At 53.3% G+C, this 20196-nt stretch carries 14 protein-coding genes; 2 read left to right on the top strand and 12 right to left on the bottom strand.

Annotation, left to right across the window (positions count from 1 at the left end; genetic code table 11):
• Positions 1 to 58 precede the first annotated feature (58 nt).
• Complete coding sequence (locus NSQ46_RS13625) at positions 59 to 883, bottom strand: sugar phosphate isomerase/epimerase family protein (protein ID WP_341033206.1); 825 nt, start codon at positions 881 to 883, stop codon at positions 59 to 61.
• Between the two features lie 132 nt (positions 884 to 1015).
• Here NSQ46_RS13625 and NSQ46_RS13620 point away from each other — a divergent pair, with 132 nt between their 5' ends.
• Positions 1016 to 1798: an AraC family transcriptional regulator gene (locus NSQ46_RS13620; protein ID WP_341033204.1), complete on the top strand. Its 783-nt coding sequence runs from the start codon at positions 1016 to 1018 to the stop codon at positions 1796 to 1798.
• 89 nt (positions 1799 to 1887) lie between these two features.
• Here NSQ46_RS13620 and NSQ46_RS13615 read toward each other — a convergent pair whose 3' ends face one another.
• From NSQ46_RS13615 to NSQ46_RS13565, 11 genes are all read right to left on the bottom strand, one after another.
• Entirely contained in the window at positions 1888 to 3282 is a 1395-nt protein-coding gene (locus tag NSQ46_RS13615; RefSeq protein WP_342576861.1) for an extracellular solute-binding protein, read from the bottom strand.
• A gap of 349 nt (positions 3283 to 3631) precedes the next feature.
• Positions 3632 to 5443, bottom strand: a complete 1812-nt coding sequence (locus tag NSQ46_RS13610; protein WP_342576860.1) for a family 43 glycosylhydrolase — start codon at positions 5441 to 5443, stop codon at positions 3632 to 3634.
• 114 nt (positions 5444 to 5557) lie between these two features.
• Positions 5558 to 7771, bottom strand: coding sequence for an ABC transporter ATP-binding protein (locus NSQ46_RS13605; RefSeq protein ID WP_342576859.1), 2214 nt, complete (start codon positions 7769 to 7771; stop codon positions 5558 to 5560).
• A gap of 23 nt (positions 7772 to 7794) precedes the next feature.
• On the bottom strand, positions 7795 to 8322 hold the full coding sequence (locus tag NSQ46_RS13600) for a DUF1854 domain-containing protein (RefSeq protein WP_007130175.1): 528 nt from the start codon (positions 8320 to 8322) through the stop codon (positions 7795 to 7797).
• Entirely contained in the window at positions 8319 to 10616 is a 2298-nt protein-coding gene (locus NSQ46_RS13595) for an ABC transporter ATP-binding protein (RefSeq protein WP_342576858.1), read from the bottom strand. The genes NSQ46_RS13600 and NSQ46_RS13595 overlap by 4 nt, the downstream gene beginning before the upstream one ends.
• Positions 10617 to 10685: 69 nt before the next feature.
• Entirely contained in the window at positions 10686 to 11456 is a 771-nt protein-coding gene (locus NSQ46_RS13590; RefSeq protein ID WP_007130177.1) for an alpha/beta hydrolase-fold protein, read from the bottom strand.
• Between the two features lie 87 nt (positions 11457 to 11543).
• Positions 11544 to 13286 (bottom strand): SGNH/GDSL hydrolase family protein, encoded by a 1743-nt coding sequence (locus tag NSQ46_RS13585; protein WP_342576857.1) that lies wholly within the window; start codon positions 13284 to 13286, stop codon positions 11544 to 11546.
• A 47-nt stretch (positions 13287 to 13333) separates the two neighbouring features.
• Positions 13334 to 15037, bottom strand: a complete 1704-nt coding sequence (locus NSQ46_RS13580) for an RICIN domain-containing protein (protein WP_342576856.1) — start codon at positions 15035 to 15037, stop codon at positions 13334 to 13336.
• A gap of 36 nt (positions 15038 to 15073) precedes the next feature.
• Entirely contained in the window at positions 15074 to 16597 is a 1524-nt protein-coding gene (locus NSQ46_RS13575; RefSeq protein ID WP_251534518.1) for a glycoside hydrolase 43 family protein, read from the bottom strand.
• A gap of 45 nt (positions 16598 to 16642) precedes the next feature.
• A complete protein-coding gene (locus NSQ46_RS13570) occupies positions 16643 to 17683 on the bottom strand; it encodes an endo-1,4-beta-xylanase (RefSeq protein WP_342576855.1) in 1041 nt (346 codons plus the stop codon).
• 96 nt (positions 17684 to 17779) lie between these two features.
• Positions 17780 to 19087, bottom strand: coding sequence for an endo-1,4-beta-xylanase (locus tag NSQ46_RS13565; RefSeq protein ID WP_342576854.1), 1308 nt, complete (start codon positions 19085 to 19087; stop codon positions 17780 to 17782).
• 310 nt (positions 19088 to 19397) lie between these two features.
• Here NSQ46_RS13565 and NSQ46_RS13560 point away from each other — a divergent pair, with 310 nt between their 5' ends.
• Positions 19398 to 20171, top strand: coding sequence for a helix-turn-helix domain-containing protein (locus NSQ46_RS13560; protein WP_007130183.1), 774 nt, complete (start codon positions 19398 to 19400; stop codon positions 20169 to 20171).
• Positions 20172 to 20196: the final 25 nt, after the last annotated feature.

Below are 20196 nucleotides of genomic sequence, written 5' to 3'. Positions count from 1 at the left end.
TCTCGAATTTTTTTGGCTCCTCAAACCAAGGTCACGCGTTGAATAAATATTCAGCCGGTCAATTCCATTCCATTGCTTGCTCCTCTAACAATCGCTTTATCGCTTTGGATGCCACAACGAAAAGCTCCGGATTCGTGAATCCCTCGAATTTTCCGGCGGCGCGCAGATGCGGCTCCAACGACATAAACCCTGAAAATCGCCTGCGGCTGAGCTCATGAATGAGCTCGCGGAGCTCGCCGTCGCCATCGCCTGCCGGTACGACGGTCCCCTTCCCCATGATGGCGTCTTTCACATGAATATACGACGCATACCCGCCTACCAGTGGATAGGCCTCATTGAAGGGCTTCACGCCGCACTGCACGAAATTCGCCGGATCAAAGGCTGCCCGCAAATGGAAGGATGAAACCGTTTGGAGCAGATCCAAACATCGCTCGCCGGTGTCTCCATAAATATGGCTTTCATTCTCATGAAGCAGGACCACGCCTTCGCGTTCAGCCAATTGAGCGAGTCGTTGCATGCGCCGTATCACTTCAGGCCGATGCTTCTCGTAGTCCCCGTCCGGAATGTAAAAGGAGAACACGCGTACAAAAGGCGCCTGGAAAAACTTAGCTAGACGTACGGCGCGCCGAGCGTCCTCGAGATGGGTTTCAAAGTCGTCGGTGATTTGGATTTTCCCGATCGGCGAGCCGATCGAGGAGACTCCGACCTTCCGCTCCGCTAATCGTTCTTTCACGGTCAACGCTTCCTCTTCCGTCAGCTGCAGCACATTTTTGCCCCAAACGCCTCGAAGCTCAAGATAACGGATGCTTTCGGATTCCAGGACATCCAGCTGAACATCCAAATCCGGGGATATCTCGTCTGCAAATCCGGTTAACGTAATCATTGGACCCTTCCCTTTCTTAATGGATGATTTCACATGATCAAGCGGCGATACATTGGGAAATGACCATCCAACCACAGGTTGTAAATGTTCATGTGGACATTACAATTTGTTTAAAAAGGAGGCGATATCCGCATGGAGCTTGAATATCACCCACATCTCGTACCGAATATTTTTCTGTTCGTGGACCGCAAATGTTATCCGGATTGGAGAATACAGAAGGCCCGGATCGGGTTTCACGATTTGACGTTCGTCGTTGATGGCCGGGCAAACTACTACATTGACGGCAAAAAATTTGCAGTTGAGGCGGGCGATCTGGTGTACGTTCCGGGTGGAAGCGTACGGGAAGCCCATACGTGCAAGGAATCTCCCATGCATGCGTATCCTTTCAATTTTTTCTGGGCCGAACCGCACAATCATATCCGGCTTCCGTTTGGCGTCGTAACGAAGAAATTGATCACCAAGGAGATACTTGCCTACATCCGGGAGTTCAACCACGTGTGGATGAATAAACAACCGTTTTATATGATCCATGCCCGTGCATTGTTCGAACTCATTCTCCACCGGCTGCTTCACGGCATGCATCGCCAAACGATCATGCATATGGACCCGCGGATCAAGAAGCTGACCGCCATCATCGAAGAACACTATGCGGAAGACTTGTCGTTTAACGACTTCGCCGAGCAGTTCAACCTCCATCCCGTTTATTTAGGGAAACTATTCAAAAAGAATACCGGTTCGACCTACAAGGAATACCTGCAGCGGGTACGCGTGAATAACGCTGAGATCATGCTGATGGCCGGCGGCGTTACCGTGACGGAAGCCGCCGAATCCTGCGGCTTTCAAGATCTTTCCTATTTCAGCAAAGTGTTCAAGGAAGCGAAAGGCTATCCACCGTCTGCCATTAAGAAGCATTGACTTGGAATCGCTTCCATCTGTAGCGCCGTACCTGACTCATCCCTTCAAAATGACGGGAGTACTGGCTGTGATTCCAATTGAGACCACGTTTACTTTTTCCAAACCGCATCAATCGCTGCCTGGAACGGCCCTTTATATTTCTCGACGACCGTCGATACCGGGATGCCTTCCATGATTTCCCCTATAAATTCGTAATAAGGCATCGATGGGTATCCGCTCTCGGTATCGATCACTTTAATGCTCTCACCGGCCAGCTTGGCATTCTGAATATCGTCCTCGTTGCTGAATAAAGTCTCCAGCGTAGATTGTTTCGGATAGTCGTAGATCGAGTCGATATCGTTGATTTTCTCGTAAATATAAACCAGACGTTCGGGATGCTCCACGGCGCTTGGAATCGTCAGGTAATTCGGGATCGTATTATGCGAATGGTAGCTTGATGCGCTTGGCCCTTTCGGAAATGGGAGAAATCCGATATCGTAATCCGGCATGTCCTGCTTGAAGTTTTCCATTTCATAATCGCTGCCTGCAACCATCAATGTGTTGCCTTGGCGGAAAAATTGGCCCGGCTCGGTCCAGTCTCCCCCTTCCGTTGGTCTCCCAACCGACTCGGTTGCGAGGCGCGACAAGAAGTTCAGCACCTCCAAGGTTTTGGGATCCTCAAGACCTTGCTTATCTAGAATGACCAGATTCGCTTCGTTCGAGGCCATTGCGGGAACCAGCAAGGAAGCGGATGCAAGCCCCCAAATATCCAATTTGCCGTCGTTATTGGAATCTTTGTTCGCTTCTTTCGCGACCTGAATGAACGTATCCCAGTTCCAGTTGTCCTCGTTGACGTATTCCTGCAATGGCTTCATGCCCAATTGATTCATTAACGTGCGGTTATAGAAAATGCCGGATGACGCGCCGTTGATGCCCGTCCTGAACCCGTAGCCCCTTCCTTCGTATTGGGAGTACTCGTTCGTGTACTGCTGGATGAATACCTTCTCGTTCTTCGTGTATTCATCCACCGGCGCGAACAGACCTTGATTGACCAGCGTCGGAATCATCCATGGCCTCGCTACCCGGATAATGTCGCCGATCGGTTCGCCCGCCACCAGCGAGGCTGTCACCTTATCCTGGTACTCGCCGAAATCCACGATCATGTATTCCATTTTAAAATTATGTTTTTTCATCAGCTCTTCCAAGTTACGTTTCCGTTTAATGTTGTCAGGATTGTCTTCCTGAATCGATTCATCATACCAGGACACCCATTTGATGGTTCGGCCTCCCATATCAAATTCCATTTCCGGCGTGCCGGTTAATTCTTCCTCGCTGCTTGATTCGTTTGTCGGCTGCTCGTTTGTCGCTTCCGCAGGCGCGTTGACGGCCTCTTCCGCTTTGTCGGGCTCGACTGTCTTCGCGTCGCCGCCCGAGCCGCTGCTGCATGCCGTCATGATCACCAGAATCAGGCTGCAGAACAGCAGACTGATCTTACGCATCCACATGCGTTAATTCCCCCCTTAATTTTTGGCTGCATGAATATGCAGCGCTTTCATTTTGATGCTCACCAAGATCATATAACTGCTTGCGAAAACGAACCATAGAGAAACTAAACACGATTTGTAATTACTAAAAGTGTTGATGCTCTGGGCAACGCAAAGGGCCGGAAAGTGGAAAGCGCATGAGCGTCGGCTGTACGGTGTGCCCAATCTGAATCCATCAGTTGGAAAGGATTAACCTCGGGTTCACGTCGTCAAAATGCAAAGAAGCGCTGCGTACCCGCACACGGGAACACGGCGCTTCTTTTGTTCTTCATGCTCTTGTCAATTCGCACACAGAAAAGTTGTTGTTCCGTCAGCCTTCCGCCAATGCTTCCACCAGCACATCCAGGTATACGGACGCAAGCGCTGGATTCAGGTCCTTCTCTTCCGTCAAGCCCAGCATCGGTTCACCGTCAACGTCGAAATGCACGCGACGGAGACCCGAGCAGCGAGGCTCTCCGATGCCTGGACGAGCGTGATATACGCTCCAGATCGTTCCTTCCTCGTCCTTCACATAAGAATTGTGTCCTGGCCCGTATTCGCCCGGCACGCTTCTGGAAGTTAGCAGCGGGTAATTACGCTTCGTCCATTGGTTCGGGTCAAGCAAATCAGCGTCAGAATTGACGCTGAGCATGCCGACGCAATACGTGGCATCAACCAGAGCACCGGATATCGTCACGAAGATCTTCCGGTCTGTCATGAGTGCAAAGGGCCCTTCCTCCACGAACGTTTGATTGTTCGCCCAGCCGTAATCGGGCTTGGACAGCAGGACAGGCTCCGATATCAGTCTCCACGGTTTCCTCGGATCCGCCTCGGCGATATAGATCCACGAGCCCAGGTCATGCGGTACCAATTCCCTTTGCGCCCAGAGCACATATAAACGGCCTTTCCGCTCTAATACGGTCATGTCCAGCGTTATGCCGGCTTGAAACAGCGGGCTTCCGTCATGTCTGGCGACCCGGATCGGCGTCCCCCAATCCGCAGCAATTCTCGGATTGCCGCCCTTCTTTAACCGCATAACATGCGATTGAATGTCTTTGAACTCGCCGCTGCTGCCGGCAAGAAAAATATACAGCTCGCCGCCGATGCCATGAAGTTCAGGCGCCCACAGAAATCGCTTCAGATGATCATACATGCCTGTATCCAGGATTTTGGTTTCTTCTGCCGAGGCCAGACCGATGATGGAATCCGACTCCCGGATCGATATCGTATGGTTGCCGTCGGCATCATTGGTCGCGACAAAATAATACCTTCCGTCCCACTGCGCAATGCAAGGGTCGGCACGGTTCGTCGCCATCGGAAATGTATAGCGATCCTGCCGAATGCTTCCTGAAATGCGATAAGTTCCGGGACGGCTCCAATCGATTTCGGACGCATCCCACTCAATCGGCTTGATCGCGGTTGTGCCGTCACTGTATATCGCCGTCACTTTAACGGCTTGCAACTGTTCTTTGGACGAAACCGTAACGCGCTCCGGCAGTTCATTACGCACATGAACCGGTACCGTAAGCTTATGAATCAGCCTCTGAGCCACGCCTCGCGATACACGTATCGCATTGCGGGCCACTGCTCCTTCAATGGCGACGCGTCTTGGGCTTAGCGTGAAAGCTTCGCACGGCTTCGGCTTGGCAGCGTCGTCCGGGCATGTCACGTCCGCCATTTCCCTTTGATAATACCTTCCGTCTTCTTCACGCCAACGTAGGATATACTTTCGGGAAGCATGTTCATATTCGCACATGATATCTTGTACATGATGCCCGTCCGTTAGGTTCAACAGACCGAGCTCCCGATACTGCAGCAAGTCCGGGGAAGTGAACAAAAGCACCGAGCCCTTGCTCTGCTGATCGGGAGAACCGTCCGCTTCCGTCCGAATGGCCAGTACGCCAAAGCTTCCGTCAGCCATGTGGAACAGGTACGGATTCTTCAAACTCTTGGCGGACAGCATGCCGTTTGAGAGCTCGGCGGCTTTAGCGAACAGTACCCCCGAGTTATGATTAAGCTCCCGATAAATCATCCCGTCATCGGTGTAAGCGAGATGCATGCTGTATGCAAGCTTCGGGGAATAGATTTCCGGTTCAAGCGGTTCTCTCGTATAGCAGAGAACGCTGTGAATTTCATTTTCCATACGCTGCTCCTTCCCTCCTAACGGATATTGTATTTCAAGCTTTCTCCTAAGATGAGCATCCAGATTACCTGCACAAATTCATTGCAATGCACTGCAACCCTTGTGTTGGCGGCGTTATACCACCGCGGAAGGATCGCTCTTGCGGGACATGCCGCGCTGGGCGGAGATCAGATTGTAGTAAATTCCCTGCTTCTTCATCAATTCGCGATGCGTGCCGATTTCGGCGATCCGCCCCTTGTCAAGGACGATAAGCCGGTCGGCATTTCGCAGCGTAGAGAGACGATGCGCGATAGCGATCGTCGTGCGATTCTTCGTCGCCCGTCTCAGTGCCTCCTGGATGGCCGCTTCCGTCTCGATATCAAGCGAAGCCGTCGCCTCGTCCAGAATGAGGGTTCGCGGATCGTTCAGCACGGCCCTCGCGATGGCGATCCGCTGACGCTCGCCTCCCGACAGATTGTTCCCGTTCTCTTCCAGCCTCGTGTCGTAACCGTCAGGCAAGCTGATGATAAAATCGTGCGCGTTGGCGATTTTGGCCGCCTCGATAACCTCTTCCGGCTTCGCGCCCGGCTTCGAGTACTGAATATTCTCCGCGATCGTCCCGCTGAACAGGAACGTCTCCTGAAGCACGACCCCGATTTGCGAGCGCAAATCCTCCTGCCGGATCTTCCGGATATCGATGCCGTCAATCCGAATCTCCCCTTCGTTTACATCATAGAAACGGGAAATCAGATTGATCGTCGTCGATTTGCCCGATCCGGAATGGCCGACGAGTCCGATCATCTCCCCCGGCTTCACGGTGAGGTTGATCTCCTTCAGAACAGGCTCATACGATCGATATCCAAAAAAAACGTCGCGGAACTCGATCGAGCCCCGAATCCGGTGGCCCACCGCGTTGTTTGCATCCATGACTTCCGGCTGCTCGTCGATTACCGAGAATACGCGATGCATCGAAATGACCGCATTCGCGATCCAGCGCGGCATGAACATCAGCCAGGAAATCGGCCCGAAAATCATGGCGGCATAAGCGCTGAACTGGATCAGCTCGCCTACGTTCATCTCCCGGCCGATAATCATGTAGCAGCCGATCAGAAGTACGAGATATTGGCCGATCTGAATCAAATAATTCGAGATCGGCGATAAAATGCTGTACAACTTCTCGCTTTTCAACGCAGCAGCAGCGAATTCGCCGTTATATGTCCGGAATCTGCGAATCTCCCGCTCTTCCTGGCCGAAAGCCTTCACGACCCGAATGCCGCTGAGGACATCGTGAAGAAACGAGTTTGCCTTGTCGGAGATGCGCCACTGCTTGTGAAACAGCCTGTTTAGGACATGCCTCCAAATATAGTAGTGCAAATAACCAACGAATGGAGCCGGAAGCAGCACGATCAGCGCCAGCCGCCAATCGGCCGAAAAAAGCAGCGTCGCTGAAGCGATCAGGATGAGCAGTTGGTGGATGGCCGTCGTGCACATTTCCTGAATCAAGTGGCGGATGCGGTCCGTATCGGCCGTCACTCTGTTCATCAGGTCTCCCGCTCGCTGGGACGTCAAAAATCCGAGCGACATGCTCTGAATCCGATCGAACACCGTTTTGCGCAAGTCGGCCGCAATGCCCGTACTGACGCTGGCCATGATCCGGTTTCTGGCAATGCCGAGCAGCTCCCCGAAAGCCATGGTGAACAGCATCCCAAGGAGTGCAAGCCAAAATACCCTTACGCTGGCCTCTTGTCCGGAAGGGGGGAGCAGCGCCGCGTTGACCAGCAGCTTCTGGAAGTAAGGCCCGGCCATCGCCAACGCCGAGGCAGCGATAAGGACACCTAGTCCAAGCATCAAGCTTCGCCAGTGTCTTTTGGATGTGAGAAGCAGTCGTTTGAATGCAGCTGCCTTGCTCATGCATCTGGGACACACCCGCGTACCCGGGACGAGCGCGCTTCCGCATGCCGCGCAAACCGGATCCCCTTCGTCACGATAAATCCGGACGGGGCGATTGGCGGCCATATCGTTCAGGATTTGAGCGATATAGCCGTACCTGGACGCATGCTGCATCGTCACCCTGACGATGATTCGTTTCGTCCCGTTCTCCGTGGCTTCAAGCACCGCATTGCCAACGAACGGCACCAGATGATAATCGCAGGCGTCCGCGATGTTCCCGTGATCCCGCACTTGGCCATCCCGCACATGCGCCCACCTGCCGCTGCCGATCGCCAGGTATCCCTCCACCCGCCGCCCATCCAGCGACAGGTCGGCAGGGACGCAATAGTCGATCTCCTCTCCGATGACTTGCCGTGCTGCCGCGAAATTCTGCTCCGAAAGCGTGAAGTTTAAATTCATCGATATTCCTCCGTTGCCGCCGTCTACAATCTCGTTTCGATCATGCGGTATTCCTTGTCGCTAAGCTGATCCACGTGCGGGATGACGAACCGGTTCCCGTCGACGTCGATGATCAGCAGGCGGTTCTCCGCTGCAAACTTGACGCTGCCGCTGCCGTTCCGCACCGTGAACCGGCACCGTCCGGCAGTCGTTTCAACTTCCCAATAGGAATAGCCGAACTCCTCGCTTACGGCAATCACCTTGGTAATTTCCGGCGTAAAATAACGGATCTTCAGCTGCCTTTCAATGATAGAAGCCGTGCTTTGTGGAAAATCGTCAAGATAGCGGATCAAACCGATCTCCTTGTTGTCCGCCGTTCGAATCGACAAGAAAGAGCGCTGGTTCGTATGCGGGAAGGAACAATGAACGTAAACCGGCGAGTGCACCTCGCCTTTGGTCCAGACGGACAGCAGATGGCCCGTCGTCTCCGCAAATTCCGAATTGCTCGGTGTCAAATATCGGATGCCCGCGGCATCCGCCAGCTCCATTCCCCGGTGCTCTTCAATCCTCATGCGATGATTTCCCCTTTCATTTTAAGCGCTTCATCATGTTTGCGAACAAGCTCCCGATAGATGCCCTCTCTCGCCATCAGCTGGTCATGCGTGCCCGCTTCAACGACGGCGCCCTTGTCCATCACGACCAGATAATCGGCTTGCCTTAGCGTGGACAGCCGGTGGGCGATCGCGATCGTCGTCCGTCCTTTGACGAGCGAATCGAGCGCCTCCTGGATTTGCAGCTCCGTCTCGGTATCAAGCGAAGCGGTTGCCTCGTCGAGAATGAGCACCTTCGGGTTGTGCAGCACGGCCCGCGCGATCGACAGCCGCTGCTTCTCCCCGCCGGACAAGCTGTATCCGCCCGAGCCGATCTCCGTATCGTAGCCGTCCGGCAGCTTTTGGATGAAATCGTGCGCGTTCGCGATTTTGGCCGCATGCAGAATGTCCTCCATCTGGCAATCGGGATCGGAATACGCGATATTTTCTGCGATGGTGCCAGTAAATACATAGATATCCTGAGAGACGATGCCGATATGACGACGCAGTGAAGCAACCGAAAGCTCCTTGACATTGACGCCGTCGATCCGGATCTCTCCCGCGGTTACGTCGTACAATCGTGACACGAGATTGACCAGCGTCGACTTCCCAGCCCCTGAATGGCCGACGACGCCGATCATTTGCCCGGGTCTCGCGCGCAGGGACACCTGCTTCAAAATCGGTTTGTTCGGCTCATAGCCGAACGAAACGTTGTCGATCTCGATGTCGCCTTTCATTGTCACTAATGAAACGGCTCCGGGACGCTCTGCTACGCTAGGTACGGCGTCCTGGATCTCGAAGATACGCTGCGCAGCCGCCATGCAATTGGACCACCAGCCGATAATATTATTCATGAACTGAATCGGCCCGTACAGCATCATCATATAGTTGACGAACGTAAGCACTGAGCCAAAAGACATCCGGCCTTGCATCACGTACCAACCGCCGAACGCCCAGATCAATATTCCGCCCGCCTGCGTTAGAAAATTGAGAATCGGAAACACGGTTCCGCTCCATTTATTAAAGCGCTGCTCGGCTCCGGAGAATGCATCGTTTGCCTGCTGAAAGCGGCCGATCTCTACCTGTTCTTTACCGAATGCCTTGACGACCCGCGAGCCGCGAACCGAATCACTGATGATCGAATTCAGAGCGCTTACCTTGCGGTGCCTCCGCCATGACAAGCGCCACAGCTTCGGGAACGCAGTCCGGACAAGCCAGAAGACCAGCGGCATCGGCAGCAGGCAGATCAGCGTAAGCCGCCAATCCATCCACAGGAGCACGGCAATGATGCCGATTATATTCATCGCATTCACGATGAAGTAGGAGAGCCCGTCGACGAAAAAATATTGCAATTCCTGTGCATCGTTGTTCACGCGAGTCATAAGATGGCCGGTCTGCCTTCGCATAAAAAAATCGAGCGACAACCGCTGTAACGAGGTAAATACCGCCGCTTTCAAATCGAAGGCAACCTTTGCCGCCAGCTTTGCGATGATGGTGCCGAACAAGATGCCGAACAACAGCGACAGCGTTCGGAATGCGAGAATGATCACGATGACCAGACCGATCCGCCCCGCAAAAGCGCCATTTCCGGCAAGCGCCTGGTCAAACAGCACGGTGCCCTGGAAATAAGGAATGACGAGACCGGTCGCCGAGTTCAGCAGCATAAACAACACGATAAAAAAGATGGACAGCCTATACTTGCCCGCAAATGACAGCAAACGTGCGAATACCGCATGCCTCTTCATGCATTTCGGACAGAATGGCCTGCCTTCTTCGGGGTACATCAATCCGCATGTCGGGCACGAGGCCCCGTCCGATTTTCCGTCAATTTCGAAGGCTTCAAACGGCTCGTTGTTCTTCAATTTATCGAAGGCTTGCGCAAACCGGACGGCCTGATTCATATGACCGTTTGTGAATGCACCGATCACTCGCTCCTCCTTCTCCTTGGCAACAACCATGCCGGAAGCGACCAGATTAACGATGGTCAAGGCTTCGAGTCGTTCGAGGGGAATGCGTTCCCAAGCCCAATCGCCGGAACCCTCTTGCTCCGGCTTGCCGGCAGCTTTGCGCCGGCCGGCTGCATAACCCGAAAACGTCTTCTCCTTCGTAACGCCGCTGCCGCAAAAGATGTGGAGGTGTTTTCGGGACAATACGAGATAGCTTTCTGAAAAACCGCCGTCCGGCAGCCGGTCACACTCCATCCCGTGCAGGAGATCAGCAGCTTTTATACCGTTTTGGTCCAAAATGGACACAATGTCCTTCGGCAATAACGTCATGATTTTACCCTTTCGTTTTTGGCTGAAAGTAAAAAGCCCGGCCAAAATGGCGCAAGGCTTCCTTCAACATCAGTTATCTTTAAAAATGAGCTGGGAAAAATGATACAAATCGTTCTTCCATACGGGCCAATCGTGTCCACCGCTTTCCTCATACCAAACGTGAGGAACCCGATGCTCCGACAAATACGCGTGCGTCCGGTCGCTTATCTGCTTCAGATTGTCCTCGTCGCCGCATGACAGCCACAGCAATTTGAGCCGTGCCGACGTTTCTTCCGGATTCGGGACGAGCTGCTCCGGAGATTTCGTATTCGGAGCCGGGGAAAAAGCGCCAATCCATGCGAAGCGGTCAAGATGCTTCAAGCCGATATTCAGGGATTGCCCCCCGCCCATGGACAGCCCCGCAATCGCACGGTTTTCCCGGCCTGTCGATACCGAGTATCGCGACTCGATAAAGGGAATCAGATCGCTTAGCAGATCGATTTCGAACGTCTCGAACGCTTTTATTTTGTCCGGAGCAAACAGGTCCCCTTCCGCCCGATCATTCGGCATCGCACGGCCATTTGGAAACACGACGACCATGGGCGCGAGTTTCCCGTCCGCATATAGATTATCTAGAATCGTCTGCGGATCGCCATGACGGTGCCATTCCGATTCATCACCTCCGATGCCATGCAGCAAATAAAGAACGTTGTACACGTTGTCTTCCGCATATCCCGGAGGCGTGTAAATCATCGCCTTTCGATCATTGCCTACCGTTTCGGATGCATATTCCACCGTTTCGATTTTCCCCCTGGCGATCTCCCGCGGAACGTCGTATCCAGCCGGTGCCGTCTCCTTCATCTTCCTCTCCCCTTCATCTTTTTTATTGAGCGCCGCTTGATGTCCGATCAAGCTTACCCATGGAGCGTGAAGCTATCTAATGCAATTCTATGGGACGTAACCGAAGCCCAGGATCGTAAATCGCTTATCCTCGTGGCCTTCCGCCATCTGGATCTCTACTTCATGTTCTCCTGACTTCGACTCATTGTACAAAATCACGGCGCTGCAGTGCGTCCAATTGACGTCATGCGGATCGGCGGTCTTCTTCAGCTTCCCGTCTACCCATATCTTCGCGGTCCCGAATGCCCGGCTTCCCGAATCTTTATAAACAAGGATAAGACGCTTGCTCCGGATAGTCATCTTAAAGCTGTGCTCGCCGGAATCGGCCGTGTGCATCCAGTTGTGCGGAAATTGCGGCGTCCCGTATGCATGATCGTCCAGCTCCGCCATTTGCAGATCCGTGTCGGTGTCCGAAAAACCGCCAGGATCAATGCGGGCGATGCGATCGCCATTCCTGCGATCGAGCAGCTTCGTTAAAGCGAAGTCATTTCCGATCAGCGGAGGCTGTTCATCCGTCAGGTCCTCCTCGTCGAGGGAGGAACGATCGGTTACTTCGAATAACCAGTCCAAACAATCGGCCATCACCCGATGCCCAGCATTGGTTGGATGATAAATGTCGTAGAAAAACTGTCTTTTCGTAATCACGTTCCCTTGCTCCTTGGTCCATCGGAACTGCTCCGTGACCGCATCCTTCACGCTGACCATCGGAAGATTGTAATGCCAACCGACCGGGGCCAGACGGTCTTGAAGATTCCAGTCGTTCACGAATACGCTGAACAGCAAAATCACCGCGGGTTTGTGATCGGCGCAAAGAGCCTTGAGTACCAGGCTCTCGTAACAATTTCCTTTCGTTTCGTCGCCTGCGTCGTTGACGGCAAACTCAACGATCACGATATCCGGCCGTACCTCCCCTTCTCGAAGCACATCCCGATCATAGCGGACGATGCCGAGCTCAGACGGCGTACCGCCTACGCCAGCTTTGACAAGACGAATCGGGCTGTCGCCGGCGGGTGCAAACCTTCGCTTGAACAGGTCATAGGATTGGTATGCGTAGCATTGGGAATGGAGGGGGACAGCGCCGGCCCCTTGGGTAATGGAACCGCCGATGTAGGCGATGGTTACGGGCTCGCCCCGCTTCGCTTTTTCGATTGCCGCCTTTAATCGTTTGTTATGACCCGGGCTTATGAGCGATTTCTTAATCATGTCTTGATATGCTTGTGATTCCACATCGACCGGGGGGTCGACTGCAGCCTCGGGGATTTGGTAACCGTCACGAAGATAGAATACGATGCTGACCGTTGCCAACACGCCCTCTCGTTCAAACTCGAAAACGAATTTGCCTGGAACATCGTCATCCGGATATCGATCTTCGTCGTTATCCAGAACCAGGAGCGTTTCCGTGCCGTTCGCTGGACAGGTTATACTCTGCCGGGATCCCGTTTCGTATGGATTCGCATTTCCCCAATTCCAAAATGTGAACAGAACGCTCGATACGTCCCGTTCATGCGCATGAACGGACATTCCGATACTGTCCACCAGCCGGCGAAGACCCCTGCTGCTCTTTAGCAGCTCAAGAATGGCTTCATCCGTCACACCCCCGGTAAATCGGGCTTTATCGACGAGCTGACTCCCGTCCAGGTATATCTCTTGCGTGTACTTCCCATCGGGACGAGTCGTCGCTTCGATGATCGCCTCATACAGGATGTACAGTCCGCGGCGTTTGACTGCAGGATCCTGCGGCGCCACTGGACCTTCCGTTTCATTTCCCGCTGGCGTGAAATGGCCTGCCATCGTTCTTCATCCTCCTCACCTTGCCGCTCTCCACCTGTACGGCAGCGTCAATTTACGTTGATCAACTGCCATTGCTGATGCAAATCCCCTCGATAAGGATTCTGCTGGAGCTTCGCTCCGTCCGCGGACGAACCATCCGCCACTTCGACGGCTTTATTGCTGTTCGCGTTAAGGATGCTCCAGTATCCGTTGCTTAGCTTGATCAGACGGAATCGCTGTGCTTGATTCCCATAATCCTGCATGAGCTGTATTGCTTCCCCGTTGTTTGTGGAACCGTTTCTAACATCCATCACCTTGCCGTCGCTCGAACTGACGCTGCGAAGCCGGTATACATTGTTGTATGCTCCCATATCGTCCGCAACCCATCGCTGGGCCGTGGCGTTATTGTCCGGCCATTGCTGCAGCTGCAGCGAATTGCTGTTTTGTCCGCCCGGGACGTCGATCACCTTCCCTGAGGCACGGTTCACGATTTTATAGGTTTCTCCCGATAAAATACCGTTCCATATGCCGTTCCATGGATGAAGCTGCGCACGTTCGTAATACCATTCGAAGATGAAGCGGGCCATGCCGTCCCGTGCCGGATCGCCGTCGAAGAGCAGCCCTGCCGTCGGATCGGCAAACGTGCTTCTTGCCCCCGGCTGCAGAAGAAAACCGTTCATGTGGACTGCGATGCTGACGTTCCCGGCTGCCGTAAATATGGCCTTGGTGTTTTTGCCGAAGCCTTCATTCGAGCCGTTGAACAGCTCCCAGTACTCCGAGTCTCCCGGCAGCCGTTTGAACCTGGTCGTTTCCGTAATATTGATCGGATAGTTGTCCGCGCAGGGCTTAATGTTGGTATCCCATTGCTGCTGGAGTATCGAGCCGTTATCCTTTGCTCCGTAGCCCGGGTACCAATGCACGGCATATCCGATGTTGTTCAGCGGATCGGTTAGCGGACGCGTGGCGCATAACTGATAATATTGATCCCATCCAAGGCCGGCGGCCCATATCACGTTATCTGCCCCTTGACTGCGGATCGTGGAAATGATGGAATTTTGAAAATTGCGCAGCGAGTCCCAAAACGCCGGAAATTCGGGGTCGGACGGATGTCCTCCCCAGCGACCGTTCGCATAAGACAGCACCGGTTCATTGATGATCTCGAACATGACGTTGTCCGCGCTTTTGATCGCAGGCTGTGCCGCAAGATATCCCCAGATTTGATTAAATTTCTCGAGATTGGCTTGCGTCGTTGCCTGATTATCCTGGAGCGTGAAGTCGAGGCCTAGCGTAACGTAGATTCCCTTGGTCTTTGCATACTGGATATAAGGCACCACGACGTTCTGCGTAAAGGACTGGAGACCGGCAAAATTATACGTTCCGGCCGCCACGTCGCCCATGTCTTCACGGTCGATAAAGAGCCTGACCTGGTTCATATACCAGCCGTGACTGTTGCCGTACTTCGGAGAGGTATCGGAAAATGTGTCGGTAATATCCTTTAAATACGCCAAAATGGCAGCATGGCGATTCCCTCCGCTACGGTTCAGGTAGTAATCGCTTCCCTGATACGTCCAGTACGAGCCCCCGGGCTGGTGCCACCCGCTGAGGACAACGGGCTGCCCCTCGCTGTTTACCAGCTGGTTGCCGCTGACGCGAAGCTTGGACATCGGCATGCCCGACCATGCGTCGGCTGCGCCATTATGGAGGCCCAGCGTAGCTGGCAGCAGGAGCAGCGCGGCCAATAACAGCTTGAGCGTCCATCCTGTTCTTTTCATACATCGATCAACTCCTCTTCACTTCGGTTACGCGCTCTAACGCTCGGCTTTTTCGTAACGAAAATAATCGAAGTCGGCATGGCCGCCGGTTTGCCTGGTCGCATAATAATAAAGCCCGATGCGATAACCCATAAAGTGATCCAAGGTATACCGCATGTTCAGCTCACCGCCGATCTGCATCCATTCGGCCCCATCGACAGAATAATGAAAGGAGGCCACATCTTTGCTGTTCTCAAAATCAAAATCAATTCTCAAATGCACTTCACTGCCGCGATACCGAACCGTTTCCAGCTCCTTCTCCCTGCCGCTCCCATCGTTCACGCTCATCGCAATGAACTTGTGGCCGTTCTCCGCGACCTTGACGCCGACGGTGCCGAAATGGCTTTGCAGGGCAACAAGCCCTGCATGATCGCCGGGCTTCATATGCTCCGTGTCCAATAAGACAGTCCCCGTGCATGCCGGCCCTTCCGTGCGCTGCGTCAGCGTATTCCGGGCCTGCAGCACGCCAGCCGGTGCCAGGCTTCCTGTTGTCAGCCTTAGGAAACCGGGACGTTCGGTCACGGACCATAACCGATGATCCGGGTTGTGGTTCCATTGCCAATTCAGAGCCAGCTTATTCGATTCGTATTCGAATTCATCGCTGATCACGAGCGGCTTCACAACGGCTTGCGGCAAGTCGACCTCAAACCGTTCCGGCACCTTGCCTTCGATGCCGAACACGGGCCAATCCTCCTCCCAGGCTACCGGGACCAGGCAAGGGATTCTCCCGACGGCATCATGATCCTGGAACAGCATCGCGTACCACTTGCCATCCGGCGTATCGAACATCCCGCCTTGGGCGATTCCCTTGTTATGGTAGCCGAGATCATCATCCAATACGATTCTTCGTTCATAAGGGCCGAGCAGTTCCCGTGACCGGTAACAGATTTGTCTGCGCCGGCCGTTGCCGAACCCTGCCTTCGGCCATTCAATGAACAGTAAATAATAGTAACCGTTGATTCGATAGGCATGGCAGCCTTCGCAGCGCAATCCGATGCCCTCCGTTTCCGTTTCAAAGAGCCGCTGATGAATTCCGTCCGACTTAAGGGCCGCTGCATCGGCAGTCAGCTCGGTAATGTAAATATCCCCGTTGCCGTGGATCACGAACACCCGGTCATCATCAAAAAGCAGGCCCGGATCATGCCGTAGTCCATCGATGACCGAACGCTGCCACGGCCCCTGAACGATATTATCTGTGCGGTACACGTAAAATTTCCTGGTATCGTTGCTGGAGAAGCAAACATAGAATGTCCCCCGGTGATGGCGCAGGCTTGCCGCCCAAGAGCCTTGCCCGTAGATATTCTTGCCGCCTTCCAAACGATGGGCCTCGTTGTCTTCGAACGTATCGTATACGTAACTAACGACTTCCCAATGCATCAGATCCTCGGACCTCATGATCGGGCAGCCCGGCATTGAATGCATGCTCGTACTGACCATATAATAGGCGTTCCCTACACGGATCGCATCCACATCCGGCACGTCCGCCCAAATGATCGGATTCGTGACCTGCGTCTTGTTCATCTTATGGATTCCCCTTTCAACCTATGGCGACAGCCGAAATACGACTTACGAACGTATCTCTTGGAATGTTCTTTCGGGATTGGCTTCCTTCAACAGGTTCCAATAGGATTCCTTCGGAAGATGGTTCTCGTCGAAGACGAACGGCCAATTTTTGCGGCCCCTTACCGGAAAATGATCCAGCCAGGTATAATCGTCCGCCGCTCCCCAGAAGGTCACGGAAGTGACGCTGCCGCTGTACTCTTTAAGCAGACGGAACAATTGACCGTAACGCTCCGCCTGGCGCTCAAGCATTTCTTCGGTCGGCGCCGCCAGATCGGTCCGCTTATCCTCATGCGCGAATACGGATACGTCAAGCTCCGTGATATGCAGCATCATCCCAAGGCTTGCATATCTTTCGATTGCCCTGCGGATATCGTCAAGCGCTGGAAACTCCAAATTCCAGTGGGCCTGAAGCCCGACGCCGTGAATCGGCACATCCTGCTCCTTTAACGATTTAAGGAGCGTGTAAATCTTCTCCCGCTTCTCGGGCACGGATTCGTTGTAATCGTTATAAAACAGCAGCGCTTGCGGATCAGCCTCGTGCGCGTATTCGAATGCCTTGGCGATAAAATCCTCCCCGATCGACGCAAGCCACGGGGAGGAACGAAGCAGATCGCTTCCACTGTCGGCAATGGCTTCGTTTACGACATCCCAAGCATAGATATCTCCGCGATAACGGCCAACGACCTCATCGATGTGCGATTTCATCCGAGCGAGCAGCAGCTCGCGGCCGGCTGTCCGGCCGGAACTGTCTTGAAACACCCATTCCGGCGTCTGATTATGCCATACGAGGGTATGTCCTCTCACCGACATTCCGTTCGATTTGGCAAACGATACGATCTGGTCGGCTTGCTCGAATGTATACACCTCTTCCGATGGGTGCAATCGCTCGAATTTCATTTCATTTTCTGCCGTAACGCTGTTGAAGTGGTGTGACAACAATTCCTTTTGGGTCACCATCGTAATTGGATTCACGGCAGCGCCGATCTTGAAACTATTGCCGTAAGCTTCATGGAGCTTGGGCAGCCTTTCCATGCTTCTTCTCATCACTCGGTCTCTCCTTATCAACGTTATTTCGTAAGCGACTTAAAGCTATGGGCATTAAATCCATAAATGTTAGCCCGGCTATACGGAGATGTCCGTTTATCGCTCCGTCCTAGCCGCCTTAACAACGGCCCAAAACGCCGGTTTGGGCTGATGCTGTCGGTCGAACAGCAAAGGCGCATTGGTACGTGCGACCGGAAAACCATGAAGCCAGGTATGGTCGTCGGCGATGCCCCAAAAAACGACGCCGCTAAGGATGTCCTTGTTTTGACGGAATGCTTTGAATAGCTCGCCATACCGATCGGCTTGCAGGTTCAGGATTTCTTGCGGGAGATCTTGGCCGTAATCACTGCGGTCATTCCACGCATAAATGCTCATATCGAGCTCGGTGACGAGATTGTCGAGGCCCAGCTCCGCGAATTTTCGCATCGAGGCGATGATGGAATCCACCGATGGACCATAAATGTCAATATGCGTCTGATGTCCAACCCCGTCGATCGGAACACCTTGCTCCAGCAAATCTTTCACCAGCTGAAACAAAAGGTCCCTTTTCACAGGGTTATCCGTGCCGTAATCGTTAATATATAGCTTTGCTTCGGGTCCTCCGGCTTCCCGAGCAGCTCGAAATGCCGTTGCGATGTAATCGGTACCTGCTATTTTATACCATTCGCTCGCGCGCATTCCGTCCGGATCCCCCGGTTCAATGACTTCATTCACTACGTCCCAAGACGTAATGTCGTCCTTATATCGGCCGACGATCGTCATTACGTGGGTATCCAGGCGTTCAAGCAGCAATTTTTTGTTCGCTTCCTGTCGCTTGGGATCTGTCTCATCCACCATCGGCTTGCCTTCCGCATCTTGGAAAAACCATGCCCCGACTTGGGTATGCCAGACCAGCGTATGGAAACGGACCTGCATGTTGTTCTCCTTGGCAAATTCCACGATCCGGTCGGCATTTGTCCATATAAATTGGCCTTCCGACGGCTGGATCGCATCCGGCTTCATGACGTTCTCCGCCACCAGCCAGCGGACATGCTTCTTCAGCAATTCCGATGAAGGACCGCTCGTCTGGTTCGGTTCGATCGCGGCGCCGATCGGAAAATCCTCCTCAAAGAGTTCATGCAGCGAGGGAATATCTTGCGCTAAGGACTGTTGTGTCTTCGACTCAGTTGACGCAGTTTGATTAGTGCCGGCAGGGGGTTCGGCATTCGGTTTTCCGTTCGACGCATTGGAATCCCCTGTTAGCTCCGCTGCTCCTTCCCCCGGTTTTCCTGGGGGCTGACTTTCGGCGGGGGGCTCGTCACGGCTGCCCATTTGGGGCAGGATTAACAGGACGACGACGGACGCTGCTACCACAGCTGCCACTGCCGTTGCCGCCCATCGGCCGCGTTTAGGCATTCGAAGCAATGCATGACCTCCTTTCCACTTCGAGCAAGTGATAGGGATCCCGCTATGGGACCCGGCCCGAATATAAATCATAACTCCATATTAGCGCTTACATTTTATTGAAACAACCTGCCAAATTTGGGATCGTTCACCCGTCCAATCTCGGGTTGCCAATGTTTCTTGCGCGTACACAGGCCCCTTATATTTCTGTAAGAAGTAAATATCGGTTAGAAATATAAAAATCGGCACATTGCGATTCGGGTTTCCGTTCCCCATAATATTATCAAACCGTATGAAAGCGTTATTACAACGAAGTTGGGGGGAAGCTTTTGTGCACGATGTTCTGTTTGTTGATCTGGAATCCCATGATGAAGCAACACCGGGAATCCGGCCGGATTGGAATGAGTTGAGATGCTCGCGGTTCCGCTGCGTCAGGTCCTCCTCGTCCGCCATGCAATTCATTGCTTTGGAGCCTTACACCTTGGTGATTATCCATGCGCTCGGTTCAGATTCCGAAGGTATGGAGTTATGCGCAAACATCCGGTCCGTAAGCCAGGTTCCCATCATTGTTACCGGAGGCAGCACGGATTTTTATTGGACCCGGAAAGCCTTGCAGCTGCAAGTTCATGATTATCTGCCTGCACCGTTCACGGTCGAAGAGCTCAACACTTGCTTGCGGATGATCTCGCCGGCAACCCATTCCGGTGACGGGCATCCGGATAATAGATTGTCCCATGTCCATGCGGAAAAGGAGGATCAGGTCATTCAAGAGGTCAAGGAATACTTGAAGGATTCGATGTACCAAAACATCACCTTAAAAGAAATTGCCGAGCGAATGCATTTCAACTATTCCTACTTGGTGCAGAAGTTCAAGTTCCACGAGAAAATGACGTTTAACGAATATCTGCTGCAGCAACGAATGGAGAAAGCGAAATTCTTGCTGACGCATACCGACATGAAGATATACGAAATCGCTGACGCGGTGGGTTACAACGATATGGACTGGTTCTATAAAAAATTCAAGACTTATGCCGGCGTAAGCGCTAACATGTATAGAAAATTGCATGGATCCCGTACGGTTCCCGTTGCCTCAGGCCAGCACTAACTTGTACGTACATTTTACTTGATGC

The sequence above is a fragment of the Paenibacillus sp. FSL M8-0142 genome, from assembly GCF_038597315.1.
Lineage (GTDB): Bacteria > Bacillota > Bacilli > Paenibacillales > Paenibacillaceae > Paenibacillus_AQ > Paenibacillus_AQ lactis.
The sequence above is the reverse complement of the archived record's forward strand: the minus strand, read 5'-3'. Positions and strand labels throughout refer to the sequence as shown.